13 protein-coding genes are annotated in these 18,278 nt (G+C 56.2%); 9 read left to right on the top strand and 4 right to left on the bottom strand.

What is annotated here, in order from left to right:
- Window positions 1-344: 344 nt before the first annotated feature.
- Window positions 345-1,184 carry a MurR/RpiR family transcriptional regulator gene (locus EPYR_RS05190; protein WP_012667361.1) on the bottom strand — a complete coding sequence of 280 codons (840 nt, stop codon included), beginning with the start codon at window positions 1,182-1,184 and terminating at the stop codon, window positions 345-347.
- Window positions 1,185-1,380: 196 nt separating this feature from the next.
- Here EPYR_RS05190 and murQ point away from each other — a divergent pair, with 196 nt between their 5' ends.
- The 3 genes from murQ (at window position 1,381) to tadA (ending at window position 3,803) form a co-directional block, all read left to right on the top strand.
- A complete protein-coding gene (gene murQ, locus EPYR_RS05195; protein ID WP_012667362.1) occupies window positions 1,381-2,286 on the top strand; it encodes an N-acetylmuramic acid 6-phosphate etherase in 906 nt (301 codons plus the stop codon).
- Between the two features lie 217 nt (window positions 2,287-2,503).
- Window positions 2,504-3,142, top strand: a complete 639-nt coding sequence (gene yfhb, locus EPYR_RS05200; protein ID WP_014538662.1) for a phosphatidylglycerophosphatase C — start codon at window positions 2,504-2,506, stop codon at window positions 3,140-3,142.
- A 160-nt stretch (window positions 3,143-3,302) separates the two neighbouring features.
- Window positions 3,303-3,803 carry a tRNA adenosine(34) deaminase TadA gene (tadA, locus tag EPYR_RS05205; protein WP_012667364.1) on the top strand — a complete coding sequence of 167 codons (501 nt, stop codon included), beginning with the start codon at window positions 3,303-3,305 and terminating at the stop codon, window positions 3,801-3,803.
- On the opposite strand, the gene mltF is transcribed toward tadA, so the two are convergent.
- On the bottom strand, window positions 3,771-5,252 hold the full coding sequence (mltF, locus tag EPYR_RS05210) for a membrane-bound lytic murein transglycosylase MltF (protein WP_012667365.1): 1,482 nt from the start codon (window positions 5,250-5,252) through the stop codon (window positions 3,771-3,773). The two genes, tadA and mltF, sit on opposite strands and share 33 nt — an antisense overlap.
- 269 nt (window positions 5,253-5,521) lie before the next feature.
- Here mltF and purL point away from each other — a divergent pair, with 269 nt between their 5' ends.
- Window positions 5,522-9,406, top strand: a complete 3,885-nt coding sequence (gene purL, locus EPYR_RS05215; protein WP_012667366.1) for a phosphoribosylformylglycinamidine synthase — start codon at window positions 5,522-5,524, stop codon at window positions 9,404-9,406.
- Between the two features lie 642 nt (window positions 9,407-10,048).
- Here purL and EPYR_RS05220 read toward each other — a convergent pair.
- On the bottom strand, window positions 10,049-10,846 hold the full coding sequence (locus EPYR_RS05220) for a hypothetical protein (protein WP_012667367.1): 798 nt from the start codon (window positions 10,844-10,846) through the stop codon (window positions 10,049-10,051).
- 281 nt (window positions 10,847-11,127) lie between these two features.
- On the opposite strand from EPYR_RS05220, the gene EPYR_RS05225 reads away from it, so the two are divergent.
- The 5 genes from EPYR_RS05225 (at window position 11,128) to glyA (ending at window position 16,778) form a co-directional block, all read left to right on the top strand.
- Window positions 11,128-12,567, top strand: coding sequence for a sensor histidine kinase (locus EPYR_RS05225; RefSeq protein ID WP_012667368.1), 1,440 nt, complete (start codon window positions 11,128-11,130; stop codon window positions 12,565-12,567).
- The gene (gene qseG / locus EPYR_RS05230) at window positions 12,558-13,280 is read left to right on the top strand and encodes a two-component system QseEF-associated lipoprotein QseG (protein WP_012667369.1); all 723 of its coding nucleotides are present in this window, start codon (window positions 12,558-12,560) and stop codon (window positions 13,278-13,280) included. Before EPYR_RS05225 ends, qseG begins: the two co-directional genes overlap by 10 nt.
- Window positions 13,277-14,611, top strand: coding sequence for a two-component system response regulator GlrR (gene glrR / locus EPYR_RS05235; protein ID WP_012667370.1), 1,335 nt, complete (start codon window positions 13,277-13,279; stop codon window positions 14,609-14,611). The genes qseG and glrR overlap by 4 nt, the downstream gene beginning before the upstream one ends.
- A gap of 135 nt (window positions 14,612-14,746) precedes the next feature.
- Window positions 14,747-15,085 carry a nitrogen regulatory protein P-II gene (glnB, locus tag EPYR_RS05240; RefSeq protein ID WP_012667371.1) on the top strand — a complete coding sequence of 113 codons (339 nt, stop codon included), beginning with the start codon at window positions 14,747-14,749 and terminating at the stop codon, window positions 15,083-15,085.
- Between the two features lie 439 nt (window positions 15,086-15,524).
- On the top strand, window positions 15,525-16,778 hold the full coding sequence (glyA, locus tag EPYR_RS05250; protein ID WP_012667372.1) for a serine hydroxymethyltransferase: 1,254 nt from the start codon (window positions 15,525-15,527) through the stop codon (window positions 16,776-16,778).
- A 220-nt stretch (window positions 16,779-16,998) separates the two neighbouring features.
- On the opposite strand, the gene csiE is transcribed toward glyA, so the two are convergent.
- Entirely contained in the window at window positions 16,999-18,267 is a 1,269-nt protein-coding gene (gene csiE / locus EPYR_RS05255) for a stationary phase inducible protein CsiE (RefSeq protein ID WP_012667373.1), read from the bottom strand.
- Between the last annotated feature and the right edge of the window lie 11 nt (window positions 18,268-18,278).

The raw sequence follows: 18,278 nt of genomic DNA on the forward strand, positions 1-18,278 counted from the left end.
TAGTTCTGGAAATCTTTAATTCTGAGTTTTCCTATCTCCGTTGTTGGAGTGAACATATCAAAATCAGGGAATTACACAATTTAAATGACAAACTTGTTTCAGGACAGGCATTTTGATGCAGGCAGTGAAATGATTTTTTTGTGTTAGGGTCGTTTAAAAATACAAAATTGATGTGCTATATCTGTTAACGCAATAAGTAAATATCAGTTTAAACTGCAGTTTTAAATGATTAAATATCATTGCTCGCACATATCGCAGTTGATACATTTTGAGGTAATAGCAACGCCAACATTCTCTCTGGTTAACATGATAAAGTGCGCGGGTATTATACGCGCACGCCTCGATCAAACCAGTTTTTTCACCAGCGCTTCATTGTGGCGAATATGGCTGGAGGCGCGTTCCGGATCGCGCTGGATCAAGGCCATAAACAGCAGATCGGTCAGCGCCAGCTGGGCGGTCGTGGATGAGATAGCGGCGCTGCGCGTGGTCTGCTCTTCCGCTACGGTATACAAACAATGGTTGGCCGACTGTTGCAGGGTATTCGGGGTGAAGCCGGTGAAGGCCAAAACCGTGGCACCGATGCGCCGGGCTTCCTGTGCCGCCAGATTAATCTCGCGCCGTTCACCGGTATAGGAGATGGCCAGCAGCACATCGCCCACGCTTAATGCCTGGACGCTGGCCAGCAGCGCATGCATATCCTGTTCGGCTACGGCGCTGATACCGATTTTCATCAGCTTCCAGGAGAAGTCCTTCGCTACCAGCCCGGACGCGCCAACCCCTATCAATACAATGCGCCTGGCCTGTTTCAGCAGGCGCAGCGTCTCAAGCAGCCTCTCTTCACTGTTGATATCCAGCGTGGCGCGGATGGCTGACGTCTTTTCGGTAAACAGCTTCTCCCCAACCACCTTCAGCGCATCGTCACTCAGGATGTGATTGTGCACGGTGATGGCGTCTTTCTCCGTTAGTGATGCATTCAGCGCCAGCTTTAATGCGGGGAACCCCTTGTAACCCAGCTTCTGGGCAAACTTGACCACGCTTGACTGGCTGACGCCCGACTCATCAGCCAGTTTCTGTGAACTCAGGTGGAGTGCATGCTCCGGCTGCGACAGCAGGTAGTCAGCAAGACGGCGTTCGTTCATCGCCAGGCTGGGATAAAGCTGACGGATACGCAGCAGTGAACTCATCTCTTTTCCTCTTAAGTATTCAGGCCTGTTATCGTGAATGATTGCTAAACATAACAGACAGAATGCTCAGTTTAACGCGGCATTTTAGGGTTTCCATGACTAAACGCGTTAAAATAACCCAAGGTTGAGATTAAATTCGGCGGATGCCGATATAGTCATCGCTGGATAAATAAAACAGGCAGTAGGAGAAATATTGATGAATCTTGGCTCACTGATATCCGAAACGCGTAATCCCGAGACGCTCGATCTTGATAATTTGTCGACGCTGCAGATGGTGACTAAATTCAACCAGCAGGATGCCACCGTGGCGGGGGCGGTCAGCCTGACTTTGCCGCAGGTGGCCGACGCTGTTGATGCCGCCGCCGCCGCGCTGTCTGCCGGCGGGCGGCTGATCTATATCGGAGCCGGAACCAGCGGCCGCCTGGGCGTGCTGGATGCTTCTGAATGCCCGCCTACCTTTGGCGTAGCAAACGGGGTGGTGATTGGGCTGATTGCCGGAGGCCCGGCAGCCCTGGTCACGTCGATAGAAGGGGCGGAAGATGATGAGCAGCTGGGCATCAGTGACCTGCAGGCGCTGAAGATAAACGCTAACGATATGGTGGTCGGTCTGGCCGCATCCGGGCGCACTCCTTACGTCACGGCTGCGCTGCGCTATGCCCGTCAGTTGGGCTGCCGTACCGCCGGGATATCCTGTAATCCGCATTCACCGCTGGCTCTTGCAGCCGAAATAGCGATCTCACCGCTGGTCGGGCCGGAGGCGCTGACCGGCTCTACCCGTTTGAAATCCGGTACGGCGCAAAAGCTGGTGCTGAATATGATTTCTACCGGTGCAATGGTGAAAATCGGCAAGGTGTATCAGAACCTGATGGTGGATATGCGGGCGTCGAATATCAAGCTGGTCGACCGCGCGCGCCGCATGGTGTGTGAAGCCACCGGCTGCGAGGCGCAACAGGCAGAGGCCGCCTTAAAGCAGACGCAATATGAGGTAAAAACCGCCATCCTGATGCTGCTGACCGACCTGCCCGCCGAACAGGCTAAGCAGAGCCTGTCTGCCCATCACGGCTTTTTGCGTGCGGCACTGCAGAACCCCGGCCGGCGCTAACAGGACAGAAAAAAACCTGAGGCGAGCGATTGGCCTGGCCGTCATTGGCTATGCTAAGGTTGCCAGCCCAATCTGCGTTACCCCGTACAGGCGACCACCGGCACTTCCCGTTTTTGTCGATTAAATAAGGGTTTTTTTGGCCGGGTGGTTAAGCGCAGCAGTCTGCGGTTTTCCTTTGGTCTGGTTTATGGGTTTTGATTACCCTGAGGAGTCAGGTTTGACAACCGGTAGTGAACGACGCGTGGTCTTTTTTGACCTAGATGGCACCCTGCATCAGCAGGATATGTTTGGCACTTTTATGCGCTGGCTGCTGTGGCGTCAGCCGCTTAATCTGCTGCTGGTAGTGCCATTATTGCCGGTGATTGGTCTGGGCCTGTTGGTGAAGGGGCGCGCGGCGCGCTGGCCGATGAGCCTGCTGCTGTGGTCAATCACTTTTGGCCACGGAGAAGAGCGTCTGCTGCAACGGGAGGCGCAGTTTGCCCACTGGTTTCGTCAGCGCGTAACGGCTTTTCCGCTGGTGCAGCAGCGGCTGAACGACTATCTGGGCAGTGAAGATGCTGATGTCTGGCTGATCACCGGTTCACCCCAGCCGCTGGTGGAGCGGGTCTATTTCGATTCCGCTTTTCTGCCGGGGGTGAAACTGATCGCCAGTCAAATGGCGCGTGCTTATGGCGGCAGAGTGCTGATAATGCGCTGCCTGGGCCATGAAAAGGTGGCTCAGCTGGAAGAGCAGATCGGTACGCCGTTACAGCTTCACAGTGGTTACAGCGACAGCAAACAGGACAATCCGCTGTTGTTTTTCTGCCAGCACCGTTTTCGTGTTACCCCGGTGGGGGAGCTACAGCAGCTGGAATAATGCGCCGCTCGGTTTAGTCCGGTCATCCTGCAAGCTGCTGATGCGATGGCTACCTGCTGGCTTGCCGGGCCGGGTTCCTGCGCTTTTCATTCATTTTACGCTTTCCTGCATGCGGAATTATTTCGGTATATAATGTCGCGTTTTTTTTCTGGAGGCGCAGGTGACCGATCACAATGAGGAATACTGGATGCGCCACGCGCTCCGGCTGGCTCGCCGAGCCTGGGACGAGGGCGAGGTGCCGGTGGGTGCGGTGCTGGTGCTGGATGGCCAGGCTATCGGCGAGGGTTGGAACCGCCCTATTGGTCAGCATGACCCGACTGCGCATGCGGAAATGATGGCGCTGCGCCAGGGCGGCAAGGTCATAGAGAATTATCGCCTGCTGGACACCACGCTGTATGTCACCCTGGAGCCTTGCGTGATGTGCGCTGGTGCGATGATCCACGGCCGTGTCGGACGGCTGGTGTATGGGGCGCGTGATGCGAAAACCGGTGCGGCAGGTTCCTTGCTCGATGTGCTGGGGCATGCGGGGATGAACCATCATGTGCAGGTTGACTGTGGCGTGCTGCGTGATGAGTGCGCCGCAATGCTAAGTGATTTTTTTCGCCAGCGGCGGGCTGAAAAAAAAGCGCTACGGCAGCAGCAAAACCCCGGTCGGGTTTAACGCTGTGTTAACCTCAACCGCCGGGTAAGCCTGGCTCAGTTCGGCTTCTGTCACCGCCTTCTGCGCCAGCTTTCTCTCCTGATCCTGCAGATAACCCACCAGGCTCAGCTGGTATTTACGGATATTCTCCACGTAGTTATAAGCCTCCTGGCCACGGGCATAGCCGTAAGTGGTCTGGCTGTAGTAGCGTTTTTGACTGAGCATCGGCAGCCGTACTTTCACATCCGCCCAGCTGTTCGGATTGCCTTTCTGTTTTTCCGTCAGTTTGCGCGCATCAAGCATATGGGCGTAGCCCATGTTGTAGGCAGCCAGCGCGAACCAGATCCGTTCATCTTCAGGCACGCCCGGCGGAACTTTCTCCATCATGTGTAGCAGATATTCACTGCCGCCACGAATGCTCTGCTCGGGGTCGGTACGATCGCTGACATTCAGGCTTTCGGCCGTATTGCGCGTTAGCATCATCATGCCGCGCACGCCGGTAGGGGAGGTGGCCTGCGGATTCCAGTGCGACTCCTGATAAGAGATTGCCGCCAGCAGCCGCCAGTCAATTTCCCTGGCATACTTCTCAAACAGTCGGCGAATATCCGGCAGCGTTTCGTCAATTGAACGCAGGAAAGTGCGGGTATCAACATAATCAAAAGTGCCGACATGGCCGAGATACTTCTCATCAAGGCGGGCGATGGCACCTTCTTCTGACATCCGGCTGAAGAAATCGAGTATCGCCGCGCTCAGGCTGTCATTGGCTTCCTGCCGCATGTACCAGGTGACGGCTTCTTCATCGGTAATGTCGAACGCCACCGCCAGCTGGGGGTGAATACGCTGCATCAGTCCAATTGATACCGAGTCGGCAATGGTATAGTCGAGCTTACCGTCAGCCACGGCCTGCAACAAGCCCTCTGGCGTCCGATCGGTGGAGATCGCCCAGTCGAGATCGGCATACTGACGATCTTTAACCTCGCAGAGCGAAGACAGATAGGCTGAACCCGAAGCCACCGTCAGGCGGCCTTTAAGATCGCCAAGGTTTTTCGGGCGTGGCGTACCGATGCGGTAGACCAGCTGCTGTGAAACGGAATAATATGCCGGACCGGCACGAAAACGCTTCAGCCGCTCACTGTTGTAAATCAAACCGGCAGCCAGCACGTCGGCTTTATCGTCAGCCAGGTCTTCAAACAGATCGGCCAGATTCGGGCGTACGGTGACAGCAAGCCTGACCCCTAAATAATCGGCGAAGCGCTTCGCCAGCTCGTAATCCATGCCAGCCGGAGATTGCTTAACGGTGTAGTAAGTCAGCGGGGAATTTATGGTGCTGATACGCAGCACTCCGCGCGATTTAATCTGCGCGATACGGTCGGTAGAGCCACCATACCACGGGATCGAGGGCCACAATGCCAGCGCAAGCAGCACGGTGATTAATCCGATCAACAGATAATTAAATTTAAGGCGTTTCAAGTAGTTATCTCTCGATTTTTCTCGGTCTTCTGTCTTTTTAGGCAGTATTTATGGTCTGTAATCGAACCCGAGCGTGGGGCATTTTGCTCAACTCCGGGCTGCACCGCAACTGAATTTCACCCCTTTAGTGTGTTTTTTAGCCGTCCTGGTTCGCCGATTAATTCTGCGCAAACGGTTTCGTAACGAACCGGGATTCTCTATAATGGCGCCGGTTTTCCCTGTTGCGCCCAATGAAGCGTCGCCCGGCGCTTCGAGACGAGAGATCTTTAATGATGGAAATTCTGCGTGGTTCGCCCGCTCTGTCGGCATTTCGTATTAACAAACTGCTGACCCGCTTTCAGGACGCTCACCTGCCGGTGAGTGATATTTACGCCGAGTACGTCCATTTTGCCGATGTCAGCGCACCGCTCAGTGCCGATGACAAATCACGCCTGCAGCGCCTGCTGAAATACGGTCCCTCTCTCGCGGAACATACTCCGGAAGGCCGTCTGCTGCTGGTGACGCCACGTCCCGGCACCCTCTCGCCCTGGTCTTCAAAAGCGACGGATATCGCTCATAACTGCTCGCTGCCGCAGGTCATTCGCCTGGAGCGCGGCATGGCCTTCTATATTAAGGCCCCGCAGTTAACCGAAGCGCAGTGGGGGCAGCTGGCTGCACTGCTGCATGACCGCATGATGGAAACCGTGTTTAGCGAATTTCAGCAGGCCGAAGCGCTGTTTGCCCATCATCAGCCCGCACCGCTGCAAAGCGTCGATGTGCTGGGCGAAGGCCGCAATGCGCTGGTCCAGGCCAATATTAAACTGGGCCTGGCACTGGCGGACGACGAAATCGACTACCTGCTGGCGGCGTTTGAAAAATTGGGGCGCAACCCGAACGATATTGAACTGTATATGTTTGCTCAGGCCAACTCTGAGCACTGCCGCCATAAAATCTTCAATGCTGACTGGCTGATTGATGGTGAGCAGCAGCCTAAATCGTTGTTTAAGATGATCAAGAACACCTTTGAGCAAACTCCGGATCATGTGCTGTCAGCCTATAAAGACAACGCGGCGGTCATGGAAGGCTCAAAGGTGGGGCGTTTCTACGCCGATCCGCAGGGGCGCTACGACTTCCATCAGGAAGATGCGCACATTCTGATGAAGGTGGAAACGCACAACCACCCGACAGCTATCTCGCCGTGGCCGGGGGCGGCGACCGGTTCCGGTGGTGAAATTCGTGACGAGGGCGCCACCGGGCGCGGCGCAAAACCGAAAGCAGGTCTGGTCGGCTTCTCGGTATCTAACCTGCGTATTCCGGGCTTTGAGCAGCCGTGGGAAGAGGATTTCGGCAAGCCTGATCGCATCGTCACCGCGCTGGACATCATGACCGAAGGGCCTTTGGGCGGTGCGGCCTTTAACAACGAATTTGGTCGCCCGGCGCTGAACGGCTACTTCCGGACCTATGAAGAGCGCGTTAACAGCCACAATGGCAGCGAGCTACGCGGCTACCACAAGCCGATTATGCTGGCGGGTGGTATCGGTAATATCCGTGCAGACCATGTGCAGAAAGGCGAAATCAGCGTCGGCGCTAAGCTTATCGTGCTGGGTGGCCCGGCAATGAATATTGGCCTCGGCGGCGGTGCGGCTTCGTCAATGGCCTCCGGCCAGTCTGATGCGGACCTCGATTTTGCATCGGTACAGCGTGACAACCCGGAAATGGAGCGGCGCTGCCAGGAAGTGATCGACCGTTGCTGGCAGCTGGGGGAAGATAACCCGATTCTGTTTATTCACGATGTTGGCGCTGGCGGTCTGTCCAACGCCATGCCGGAGCTGGTGAGCGACGGTGAGCGCGGCGGCCGGTTTAATCTGCGCGATATTCTCAATGATGAACCGGGCATGAGCCCGCTGGAAGTGTGGTGCAACGAGTCGCAGGAGCGCTACGTGCTGGCTGTTGCCCCGGCAAGCCTGGCGCTGTTTGATGCCTTGTGCAAGCGCGAGCGCGCGCCCTATGCGGTGATTGGCGAGGCGACGGAAGAGATGCACCTGTCGCTGACTGACAGCCATTTCGACAATACGCCTATCGATATGCCGCTGGACGTGCTGTTAGGCAAAACGCCGAAAATGACCCGTGACGTCACCAGCCTGCAGGTGAAAGGCGAGGCGCTGGTGCGCGATGGCATTTCGCTTGTGGACGCGGTACATCGCGTGCTGCATCTGCCTGCCGTGGCGGAGAAAACCTTCCTTATTACCATCGGTGACCGTTCGGTTGGCGGCATGGTTGCCCGTGACCAGATGGTCGGGCCGTGGCAGGTTCCCGTGGCCAACTGTGCAGTGACCACCGCCAGCCTCGACAGCTACCACGGCGAAGCGATGGCGCTGGGCGAGCGCACGCCGGTGGCGCTGCTGGACTTTGCCGCTTCCGGTCGCCTGGCGGTCGGTGAAGCGCTCACCAATATTGCCGCCACGCAGATCGGCCCACTGACGCGCATCAAACTGTCGGCAAACTGGATGGCGGCAGCCGGTCACCCGGGTGAGGACGCCGGCCTGTATGCCGCGGTCAAAGCGGTGGGTGAAGAGCTGTGCCCGGCGCTGGGCATCACCATCCCGGTGGGCAAAGACTCCATGTCGATGAAAACCCGCTGGCAGCAGGGTAGCGAACAGCGCGAGATGACCTCGCCGCTGTCGCTGGTGATCACCGCATTTGCCCGCGTGGAGGACGTGCGTAAAACCGTGACGCCGCAGTTGCAGACCGGCGATAACGCGCTGTTGCTGATTGACCTCGGTAACGGCGTAAATGCGCTGGGTGCCACGGCGCTGTCACAGGTTTACCGCCAGCTGGGCGATAAGCCTGCCGACGTGCGGGATGCGCAGCAGCTGGCCGGTTTCTATCATGCGATTCAGGCGCTGGTTGCCGGGGGCAAACTGCTGGCCTATCACGACCGTTCAGACGGCGGGCTGCTGGTAACGCTGGCCGAGATGGCCTTTACCGGCCACTGCGGTATTGAGGCCGACATTGCCACGCTGGGCAACGACAGCCTGGCCGCTCTGTTCAATGAAGAACTGGGCGCGGTGATTCAGGTGGCCGCCGCTGACCTGGCGGACGTTAAAGCGCTGCTGGCGGCCCACGGCCTTGGCGACTGCGTGCATCTGCTGGGCAGGGCGGTCAGCGGTGACCGCTTCACCCTCTCCAGCGGTGATTCAGCGATCTACAGCGAAAGCCGTACCACTCTGCGTACCTGGTGGGCAGAAACCACCTGGCAGATGCAGCGTCTGCGCGACAACCCGGCCTGTGCCGATCAGGAGCATGAGGCGAAGAAAGACGATCGCGATCCGGGTCTTAACGTTGCGCTGACCTTTAAGCCACAGGAAGATATCGCCGCACCATTCATTGCAACCGGCGTCCGTCCGCAAGTGGCGGTGCTGCGTGAGCAGGGGGTTAACTCCCAGGTTGAGATGGCTGCCGCCTTCCACCGTGCCGGATTTGACGCGGTTGACGTGCACATGAGCGACCTGCTTGCCGGGCGTCGTGGACTGAGCGACGTCCAGGCGCTGGTCGCCTGTGGTGGCTTCTCCTACGGCGACGTACTGGGTGCCGGCGAAGGTTGGGCGAAGTCAATTTTGTTCAATGAGCGCGTGCGTGACGAGTTTGAAACCTTCTTCCATCGGCCACAGACGCTGGCGCTTGGCGTATGTAACGGTTGCCAGATGATGTCTAATCTGCGCGAGCTGATCCCTGGCAGCGAAGCGTGGCCACGCTTTGTGCGCAACCAGTCAGAGCGCTTTGAAGGGCGCTTCAGCCTGGTGGAAGTGGCGGCCAGCCCGTCACTGCTGCTGGACGGTATGGTCGGCTCGCGAATGCCGATTGCGGTGGCTCATGGTGAAGGTTTCGTTGAAGTGCGTAACGAGGCGCACCTGGCCCGGCTGGAAAATAAAGGTTTAGTGGCGCTGCGGTTTGTCGACAACCTTGGCAACGTCACTCAGCAGTACCCGGCTAACCCGAATGGATCGCCGAACGGCATTACTGCGGTAACCAACGAAAGTGGTCGTGTCACCATTATGATGCCGCACCCGGAACGCGTATTCCGCACCGTCAGCCACTCCTGGCACCCGGCAGAGTGGGGAGAGGACAGCCCGTGGATGCGGATATTCCGTAATGCGCGTAAACAGCTGGGTTAAGTCAAGCTGTGGTAAAGGCCGGAGCCATTCCGGCCTTTTGGTATCGTCCCGGCGTGTTGTCGCATTTTGCCGACAATGCAGTGAGCAGATGTCTCCGAAAGGAGACATTCAGCTGATTGATTTCCCCTGTTTTTGTGAATAAGCCTTGTAAACGTCTCTATATGGAGACGTTTCTTAATATCAACGACGCATATTTTAGTACGGCTCAGCTACCGTTTTGAGAAAATAGCTTGATGAACAGTATGTTACAGGGTTTCTCAAATCTGGCATGCCAATTGCTTATAACAGTGCAGTGGCTCATTCACCCGGTTATGACAGCCCTGCTCAAGCGGACAAGTGCCCATAACATTCGAATGACGCACAATACGGTGCCTGTCGTCCACCCCGCCGATAATCGTTCACTTTGTGGCGTTATCAGACATCGGACGCTACGTTGAGTCAGGTACCATCTATTTTGTTACGCGGGTTTACCGGCGTGACTTTGGAAGGCTGGTTCACTGGAACCGGCCTTTTTTTCATTTTGATCCTGGCGTGGTGACCTGCATTCCGTTTTCTCCAGCCCACATTAGCTGAAAATGAAAAAACTGAACGACAGGGGGGCACTGACTCCAGAAACCGCATGCCCGACAGATCCTTATTTTTCTATGAGGCGCGCAATGCATACTGGTGAAGGTAGTTAAAAGCCTTGACGTGCGTGATCCCACATTTCTTGGCGACTTCAGCCCAGTCTACGCCTTCATCGATACGCTGTTTGGCATAACTGTTGACGGCTGCCATCTGAAGTTCGAGTATGGCCAGGGAGTGCTCGATTCCATGTCGGTTGGCGACTATGGCGCAGTGTTCGCCTTTCTGGACAGACTTGCTGGCCGGACCGTCGACGGCTATCCTCTGAAGTCTTATGGTGGCCAGTATATGATTGATTTTAAATAGCTCACTGACCTCACCGCAGTGTTGTCCCCTCATGACACGCTCTCTGGCCGAACCATCGACGACTATCATCTGAAGCTCGAGTGTGTCCTGCTCTTCCGTGATGCTATGTTCCTGGGCGACGGTATCCCATAATTCGCCGTTCATGACACGCTTTTTGGCAATCATCATGGTGACTTGCGCCAATTTGTCGCCAGCAAACTGTACAAGACTGGGCTCCAGCCCAGGAGCCAACGTATAGATTAAACGCGCGATACGATTCAGATCACCCGGTTCCTGCATTTTCCCAAGGGTGGCCGACGTTGCCAGCATTTGCAGGTCTGGGACACTCCTGCTCTCCATCGTCTGGGTAGATCCGTTCCTGGAATGCTGACAGTCTGTAATGGAAACGGATAATATTTTTTGTAAAATGTCCTTTTCGCCTGAAATCAGATCCGCTCTTCCGGATTCAACCTGATTAACGGCAAGAGGGGCATTTGCGCCATTATTCACATTTCCTGATGTACGTAACATTTGGTTTTCCCAAAAAAGTAGAGATTATCCCTATCAATGGCGGAATTCTTTCATATTTCCGTCAAACTCATCTTTCTCTTCTACGACGAGTCGTTCTGTTACAGGATGTGACTCGCCAGTGTTTCAGTTTCAGCCAGCGTTAGCCGGGAAAAATAAAGTGCAGTTCAGCACGGGTAAATACGGATCTAAGCCTTGATCAGCGCGGGTCATGGCAGGTAGCGCTTCCTTCTGCGCATGCTCTCAGCTAGCATCAGCGTTAATTGTTCAAATGAGATCCTGCCGTGAAGAGATGGCGTCTGTTTCCACGTTCGCTGCGCCAGCTGGTGCTGATGGCGTTTTTACTGGTGCTGTTACCGTTACTGGTGCTGGCCTGGCAGGCGTGGGAGAGCCTGTCGGCGCTCAGTAAGCGTGCGGCAGACACCAACCGCACCACGCTGACCGACGTGCGCAGAAGTGAAGCCATGGCGCGCACGGCGCTGGAGCTGGAGCGCAGCTATCGCCAGTACTGCGTGCTGGATGACCCGATGCTGGCGCGCCTGTATCAGACTCAGCACGGCCGCTATTCACAAATGCTGGATGCGCATGCCGCAGTGCTGCCGGATATGCGCACTGATCAAATTCTGCGGCAAGCCCTCAGCCAGCTCGGCCACATGCACTGTGAAAACAGCGCCCCGTTGCGCACGGCGACAGAATGGCTGGAAGTGTTTTCTGATGCCAATAGTCAGCTGGTTCGTTCAACGCGTGAAGTGGCGTTTGCGCGCGGTCTGCAATTGCAGCGGGAAATCGCCGAGCGCGGCCAGTATTTCGGTTGGCAGGCGCTGATCCTGTTTCTGCTCAGCCTGGGGCTGGTGCTGCTGTTTACCCGCATGATTATCGGCCCGGTCAAAGCGGTAGAGCGCATGATCAACCGACTGGGTGAGGGCAAGCCGCTGGATCAGAACCTGGCGTTTAAAGGGCCGCGCGAGATCCGCTCGCTGGGACAGCGTATTCTCTGGCTTAGCGAGCGTCTTGCCTGGCTGGAATCTCAGCGCCACGAATTTTTGCGTCATATCTCTCATGAGTTTAAAACCCCGCTGGCGAGTCTGCGCGAAGGTACCGAACTGCTGGCCGACCAGGTGGCAGGCCCGTTGACCGCCGACCAGCGCGAAGTGGTCAGCATTCTTGATGACAGCAGCCGTCATCTGCAACGTCTGATCGAACAGCTGCTGGATTACAACCGTAAACTGGCGGATGCCCCGCCGGAGCTGGAGGATGTCCCGCTTCAGCCGCTGATCGCTACGCTGGTTTCCTCCCACAGTCTTACGGCACGCGCTAAGCGGGTTCACACCCGTATCGATTTACAGGTGAGCAGCTGCCGCGCTGAACCGACTTTGTTGCTACGGGCAATCGATAATCTCTACTCCAATGCGCTACACTACGGTGCAGAATCAGGACAAATATCGATACGCAGTCGGCAGCAGGGCTGCGTGGTGCTGATTGAGGTGGCAAATACCGGTACTGCGATCCCCCTCGCGGAAAGGGCGATGATATTTGAACCCTTTTTTCAGGGGGATCTGCAACGTAAAGGCGCGATAAAAGGCAGTGGTCTGGGACTCAGTATTGCCAAAGACTGCGTGCGCCAGCTGCAGGGGGATTTGCAACTGATCGAAAGCGTTGACGCTGATGTTTGCTTCCGCATTGAATTACATGCCATCGCCGGAAAAGGAGAATCATGCAGCTAGCCCGTTTTATTGTCGTATTGCAGCGCAGACGTTGTGGCCGATCCCTCACCAGCGCATTGCTGGCGTTGATCCTGACGGCCTGCTGTCAGAATCTGCCGCAGAAAGCGGTAAAAGGGGCGGACAGTAGCCTGAGTGAACCTGAAAACAGCCTTGCCGATTTCCGGCTGGTAAACTGTGAGCGCATCTGGTCCTGGGCCGACGGCCCCGCGCTGGAAAACCCGCTTTACTGGCAGCGAGCCATTGACTGTGCTGTTCGTCTGTCGCCTGCTGATGCCCGCGCTGAAGCGAAAGGCTGGCCGGCGGATAACTGGCAAAATGCGTTCAGACAGGCAGTACTGCTCAGTAATGGCAATGTCACTTCTGTTGAACGGCGTCATTATCTGCAGCGGCTGGATAATTACGGCGCTGATTACCCGGCGGCAGTGCGCCCGCTGCTGATGCTGTGGCGTGAAGGGCAGGGCGCGCTGTTGCAATTATCTGCCGAGCGCACGCGATATGCCTTTTTGCAGCAGAAAAGTGACGCCGAACTGGACGCTCTGCGCCAGCAGCAAACGGAACTACGCAAAGACCTGGCCAGCACGCGGCGCAAACTGGACAGGCTGACCGATATTGAACGCCAGCTCTCTTCACGCCGCACGCCGGAGGCGGCCGAGAACAGTGGGCAAGACGATGGCACAGCGGGCAAGCGCGCAACGGATGAGGCAAACCCATGAACAAAACATCAGCGCGACTGCTGCTGGTCGATGATGACCCCAGTTTGTTGAAGCTGTTGGGGATGCGACTGCGCAGCGAAGGATTCACCGTCGATACCGCCAGCAGTGGCCCGGAGGCGCTGCGCGTGCTGAACCGCGAAAATGTCGACCTGGCGATCAGCGACCTGCGCATGGATGAAATGGACGGCATGGCGCTGTTTGTCGAAATTCAGAAGCTAAAGCCGGGCATGCCGGTGATTATTCTGACCGCTCACGGTTCCATTCCCGATGCCGTCGCCGCTACCCGCCAGGGCGTATTCAGTTTCCTTACCAAGCCGGTAGACCGCGATGCGCTGTACAAAGCGATAGACGAGGCGCTGGCTTATCGTGCACCGGTCGGTGATGAAGCCTGGCGTGAAAAGATTGTCACCCGCAGCCCGCAGATGCTACGTCTGCTTGAGCAAGCACGAATGGTGGCCCGGTCAGATGTTAGCGTGCTGATCCACGGGCAGAGCGGCACGGGGAAAGAGGTGCTGGCTCAGGCAATTCACGGCGTCAGCCAGCGGGCGGGTAAAGCCTTTATCGCCATTAACTGCGGCGCACTGCCGGAACAATTGCTGGAGTCGGAACTGTTCGGTCATGCCAAAGGAGCCTTTACCGGCGCGGTGAGCAGCCGTGAGGGATTATTCCAGGCCGCCGAAGGTGGCACGCTATTTCTTGACGAAATTGGTGATATGCCGCAGGCGTTGCAGGTAAAACTGCTGCGCGTATTACAGGAGCGGAAAGTGCGCCCGCTGGGCAGCAATCGCGACCTGGATATCAATGTGCGAATTATCTCCGCCACCCATCGCGACTTGCCCAAAGCCATGGAGAAAAAAGAGTTCCGTGAAGACCTGTTCTACCGCCTGAACGTGGTGAGCCTGAAGCTCCCGGCGCTGCATGAACGTGCAGAAGATATCCCGCTGCTGGCGTACCATCTGCTGAAGCAGTCAGCGGAGCGACACAAACCGTTTGTGCGCAGCTTCTCGGCCGAGGCGATGCGGCGCTTGATGGCCGCCAGCTGGCCGGGCAACGTGCGTCAGCTGGTCAATGTCATCGAGCAGTGTGTGGCGCTGACCTCAGCACCGGTCATTAGCGAAGCGCTGGTCGAACAGGCGCTGGTGGGAGAAAATACGGTACTTCCGACCTTTGTCGAAGCGCGCAACCAGTTTGAATTCAATTATTTGCGTAAACTGCTGCAAATGACCAAAGGCAATGTGACCAATGCCGCACGTCTGGCGGGACGCAATCGCACCGAATTTTATAAACTGTTGTCGCGTCATGAGCTGGATGCGGCCGATTTTAAAGGATAATTCCTGTGCCGCTAAGCGCGCCAGTTATGATAGTTTAGCGGGTTGAAACCAGAGACAGCACGCCCGGCGCGATCTGTCCGGCGATGTTAACTGATTACCCTGCCGCGCCCGGCGGAGGAAGAAAAAGGATCTGCCATGAAAAAAATTGATGCAATTATCAAGCCGTTCAAACTGGACGATGTGCGTGAAGCGCTGGCGGAAGTCGGCATCACCGGGATGACGGTGACTGAAGTCAAAGGATTTGGTCGCCAGAAAGGGCATACCGAACTTTACCGTGGCGCAGAGTATATGGTCGATTTTCTGCCCAAGGTGAAAATTGAGATCGTCATTGCTAATGACATCGTCGATACCTGTGTGGATACCATCATGCGCACGGCGCAGACCGGAAAGATCGGCGATGGCAAAATTTTCGTCTACGATGTGGCGCGGGTGGTGCGCATTCGTACCGGTGAAGAAGACGAAGAAGCGATTTAATTATCGCTGATGTTGACCGCAGGGCCTGGCTTCTCAGGCTCTGAATGCTGACGCTGTTCCCGCCGTTTGTTATGCGCCCACCTTTGTGCCTTCCCCCGAATGCCCCGGTTTCTGAGGCGCGGCGTTGCGATATCTGTCTGTTGTTGCCTGAAGCGTGTTATACCTGCACTGCGATCCGTCGGGGCGTTTTATATCCTGTTCCGGGGCAAATCTGTTCCGGGGCAAATGAAATTCATGCAACTGCCTGATGAAGAAAACTCCGCCAGCAAAGGCTTGCCCTGAACCGGAACCAGGCCTTACCGGCCGTGAAGCCAATCGTTTGCGTAAAAAGGCGGCCTTGACGCTATTCAACGGGTGGGAAAACAGTTTACACTGTTGCCTGGCACCCCCCCGCATGGGGTCATACCTTTATAAAAGTCAGTTGAGTCAGGAGATGCAGATGTTAAAGCGTGATATGAACATTGCCGATTACGATGCCGAGTTGTGGCAGGCGATGGAGCAGGAGAAAGTGCGTCAGGAAGAGCACATTGAGCTGATCGCTTCAGAAAACTACACCAGCCCTCGTGTCATGCAGGCTCAGGGATCTCAGCTGACCAACAAATATGCTGAAGGCTATCCGGGCAAGCGTTATTACGGTGGCTGCGAACATGTTGATATCGTTGAGCAACTGGCCATCGACCGCGCCAAAGAGCTGTTCGGCGCAGACTACGCGAACGTGCAGCCGCACTCCGGTTCTCAGGCCAACTTCGCCGTTTACACGGCGCTGCTGCAGCCGGGTGATACCATTCTGGGTATGAGCCTGGCTCATGGTGGTCACCTGACTCACGGTTCTCCGGTCAACCTGTCCGGTAAACTGTATAACGTCATCTCTTACGGCATCGACGAAAACGGCAAAATTGACTACAACGAACTGGCTGAACTGGCTAAAACGCACCAGCCAAAAATGATCGTTGGTGGTTTCTCCGCCTATTCCGGCGTGTGCGACTGGGCTAAAATGCGTGAAATCGCCGACAGCATCGGGGCTTACCTGTTTGTTGATATGGCACATGTTGCGGGCCTGATTGCGGCTGACGTTTATCCGAACCCGGTACCGTACGCCCACATCGTTACCACGACCACCCATAAAACGCTGGCAGGCCCGCGTGGTGGCTTGATTCTGGCGAAAGGCGGTGACGAAGACTTCTATAAGAAGCTCAATTCTGCCGTCTTCCCTGGCAGCCAGGGCGGCCCGCTGATGCACGTTATTGCCGGCAAGGCGGTAGCCTTTAAAGAAGCGATGGAGCCGGCGTTCAAGACTTATCAGCAGCAGGTCGCGAAGAATGCAAAAGCGATGGTCGACGTGTTCCTGGAGCGCGGCTACAACGTGGTTTCCGGCGGCACGCATAACCACCTGTTCCTGCTGGATCTGGTGGACAAAAACCTGACCGGTAAAGAAGCGGATGCTGCCCTGGGCCGCGCCAACATTACCGTTAACAAAAACAGCGTGCCTAACGACCCGAAAAGTCCGTTTGTGACTTCCGGTATCCGTATCGGTTCGCCGTCGATCACTCGTCGCGGCTTTAAAGAAGCCGAAGTGCGCGAGCTGGCTGGCTGGATCAGCGATATTCTCGACAATATCAACGACGAAGGCGTGAGTGAGCGCGTGAAGAAACAGGTGCTGGATATCTGCGCCCGCTTCCCGGTTTACGCATAAGCCAGCTTTACCCCCGTCACCGGGAATGAAGTTATGAAGTCATAATAACGGGACACGTTAGTGTCCCGTTTTTTTTGCTCTGGTTACCGCGCCTTCTGACTGCGTTTTGTTCTTCGGGGTGTTTGTCTCCGGCGATCGCCCGTTTCGCGGCTTTCAGAGAGCAGGCGTCATTTGTTTGCAGCGGCTTGACCCGGCGCTGCCCCCAGCGCCGAACCCCAGATTACGACTCCAGCAGCGTGCGGATACTTTGCTGCTGGTGCTCTCCCAACGGCAGTTCGGCATGGATCAGCGGCGGTGAATAGAGCGGTAACGAGGTGGCATACGGGCTGATAACCAGCGTGATGCCTGGCGGCGCGCTGTCACGCTGAAAGTCGTTAACATCCAGATATTTGATGTTCAGCGGCAGCAGCGTCAGTTCACGTAACTGCTGCTCGATCTGGCGTTCCAGTTTGGGATTTTTTCCAGTGAGAAGCAGCACCTGTTTCTCATGCGGGGCATGCTCCTGTACCAGCCATGCACCGAAAATAATCGCCATCAGTTCCACCTCTTCCTGTGAAAACGTGACCGCGTACTGCTGTTCAACAGCGACAATCGCCTCACGCGTGGTGCGCAACAGGCGTGGATATTGTAAAGCGACATTTTCTGCCAGATTGTCATCGATAGCGATGGCGAATAGCGTACGCTCCAGCGCCTGGGCCAGGTGGGTATACAGGCGCACGCTAAGGCCGGCCTTATGATGAAATTCAATACCGGCAATCTGCTGAAAACACTGAATCAATAACTCAACCGCTTGCAGCAGCGAGCGCTCACTTTCGCAGGCGATCTCCTCAATCAGTGGCGCGTGCAGCTGGCTGAAGAGCAGAGCGAGCAGGGCTGCCTGATTATCATCGGCAGGCCAGCCACGCTTCTGCCAGCAGCGGATAATCTCCTGAGCCAGCGCATACTCGGCTTTATGTTGCAGCCACTGCTGCTGTAGCGAGCTGAACTGCGGCTGGCATGGCCAGGCAAGAGAAAACTGTAACCAGATGTGCAAAAAATGGCTGTCGCGCAGGCTAAACTCCCGCGCCAGCCGCTGTGAACAATGCCGGATCAACCTCGTCAGGTTATGCTCACTATACAGCGCTTTATCAATGAACTGCGCCTGCAACCGGCGTTTGACGGCGTCAGCAAACCAGCCGCTGACAAACTGGGGCGACACGCGCATTGCGCGGCGTAAGCCGTGCATCAGGCACAGCCGCTGGTTTAGCGCTGTACCGTTAAGCGACAAGCGACCCTGCCCGTCCTGCTCAATGGCCAGATGATGATTGCGCTGGATTTCTGTTGTCAGCTCCGCTATATCTTGCCGGACGAGGGGAAGATCAACGCCGTTAAGCTGGCATACCGACTCCAGCGTCACCAGGCAGTCAGGAAGACAGAGAGTTAAAAGCAGACGGCAACGGCGCTGCGCAGGGGAGAGGACAGCATGTTCAGGTAAATATACACTCGTCATCTGCGATCTCA

This window comes from Erwinia pyrifoliae DSM 12163 (assembly GCF_000026985.1).
In the GTDB taxonomy this organism is placed as follows: Bacteria; Pseudomonadota; Gammaproteobacteria; order Enterobacterales; family Enterobacteriaceae; genus Erwinia; species Erwinia pyrifoliae.

Coding starts and splice junctions, on each gene's coding strand:
- glrR (WP_012667370.1), top strand. CDS start 13,277: ATGAACAAAACATCAGCGCGACTGCTGCTGGTCGATGATGACCCCAGT.
- glyA (WP_012667372.1), top strand. CDS start 15,525: ATGTTAAAGCGTGATATGAACATTGCCGATTACGATGCCGAGTTGTGG.
- murQ (WP_012667362.1), top strand. CDS start 1,381: ATGAATCTTGGCTCACTGATATCCGAAACGCGTAATCCCGAGACGCTC.
- EPYR_RS05220 (WP_012667367.1), bottom strand. CDS start 10,846: ATGTTACGTACATCAGGAAATGTGAATAATGGCGCAAATGCCCCTCTT.
- glnB (WP_012667371.1), top strand. CDS start 14,747: ATGAAAAAAATTGATGCAATTATCAAGCCGTTCAAACTGGACGATGTG.
- EPYR_RS05190 (WP_012667361.1), bottom strand. CDS start 1,184: ATGAGTTCACTGCTGCGTATCCGTCAGCTTTATCCCAGCCTGGCGATG.
- csiE (WP_012667373.1), bottom strand. CDS start 18,267: ATGACGAGTGTATATTTACCTGAACATGCTGTCCTCTCCCCTGCGCAG.
- purL (WP_012667366.1), top strand. CDS start 5,522: ATGATGGAAATTCTGCGTGGTTCGCCCGCTCTGTCGGCATTTCGTATT.
- qseG (WP_012667369.1), top strand. CDS start 12,558: ATGCAGCTAGCCCGTTTTATTGTCGTATTGCAGCGCAGACGTTGTGGC.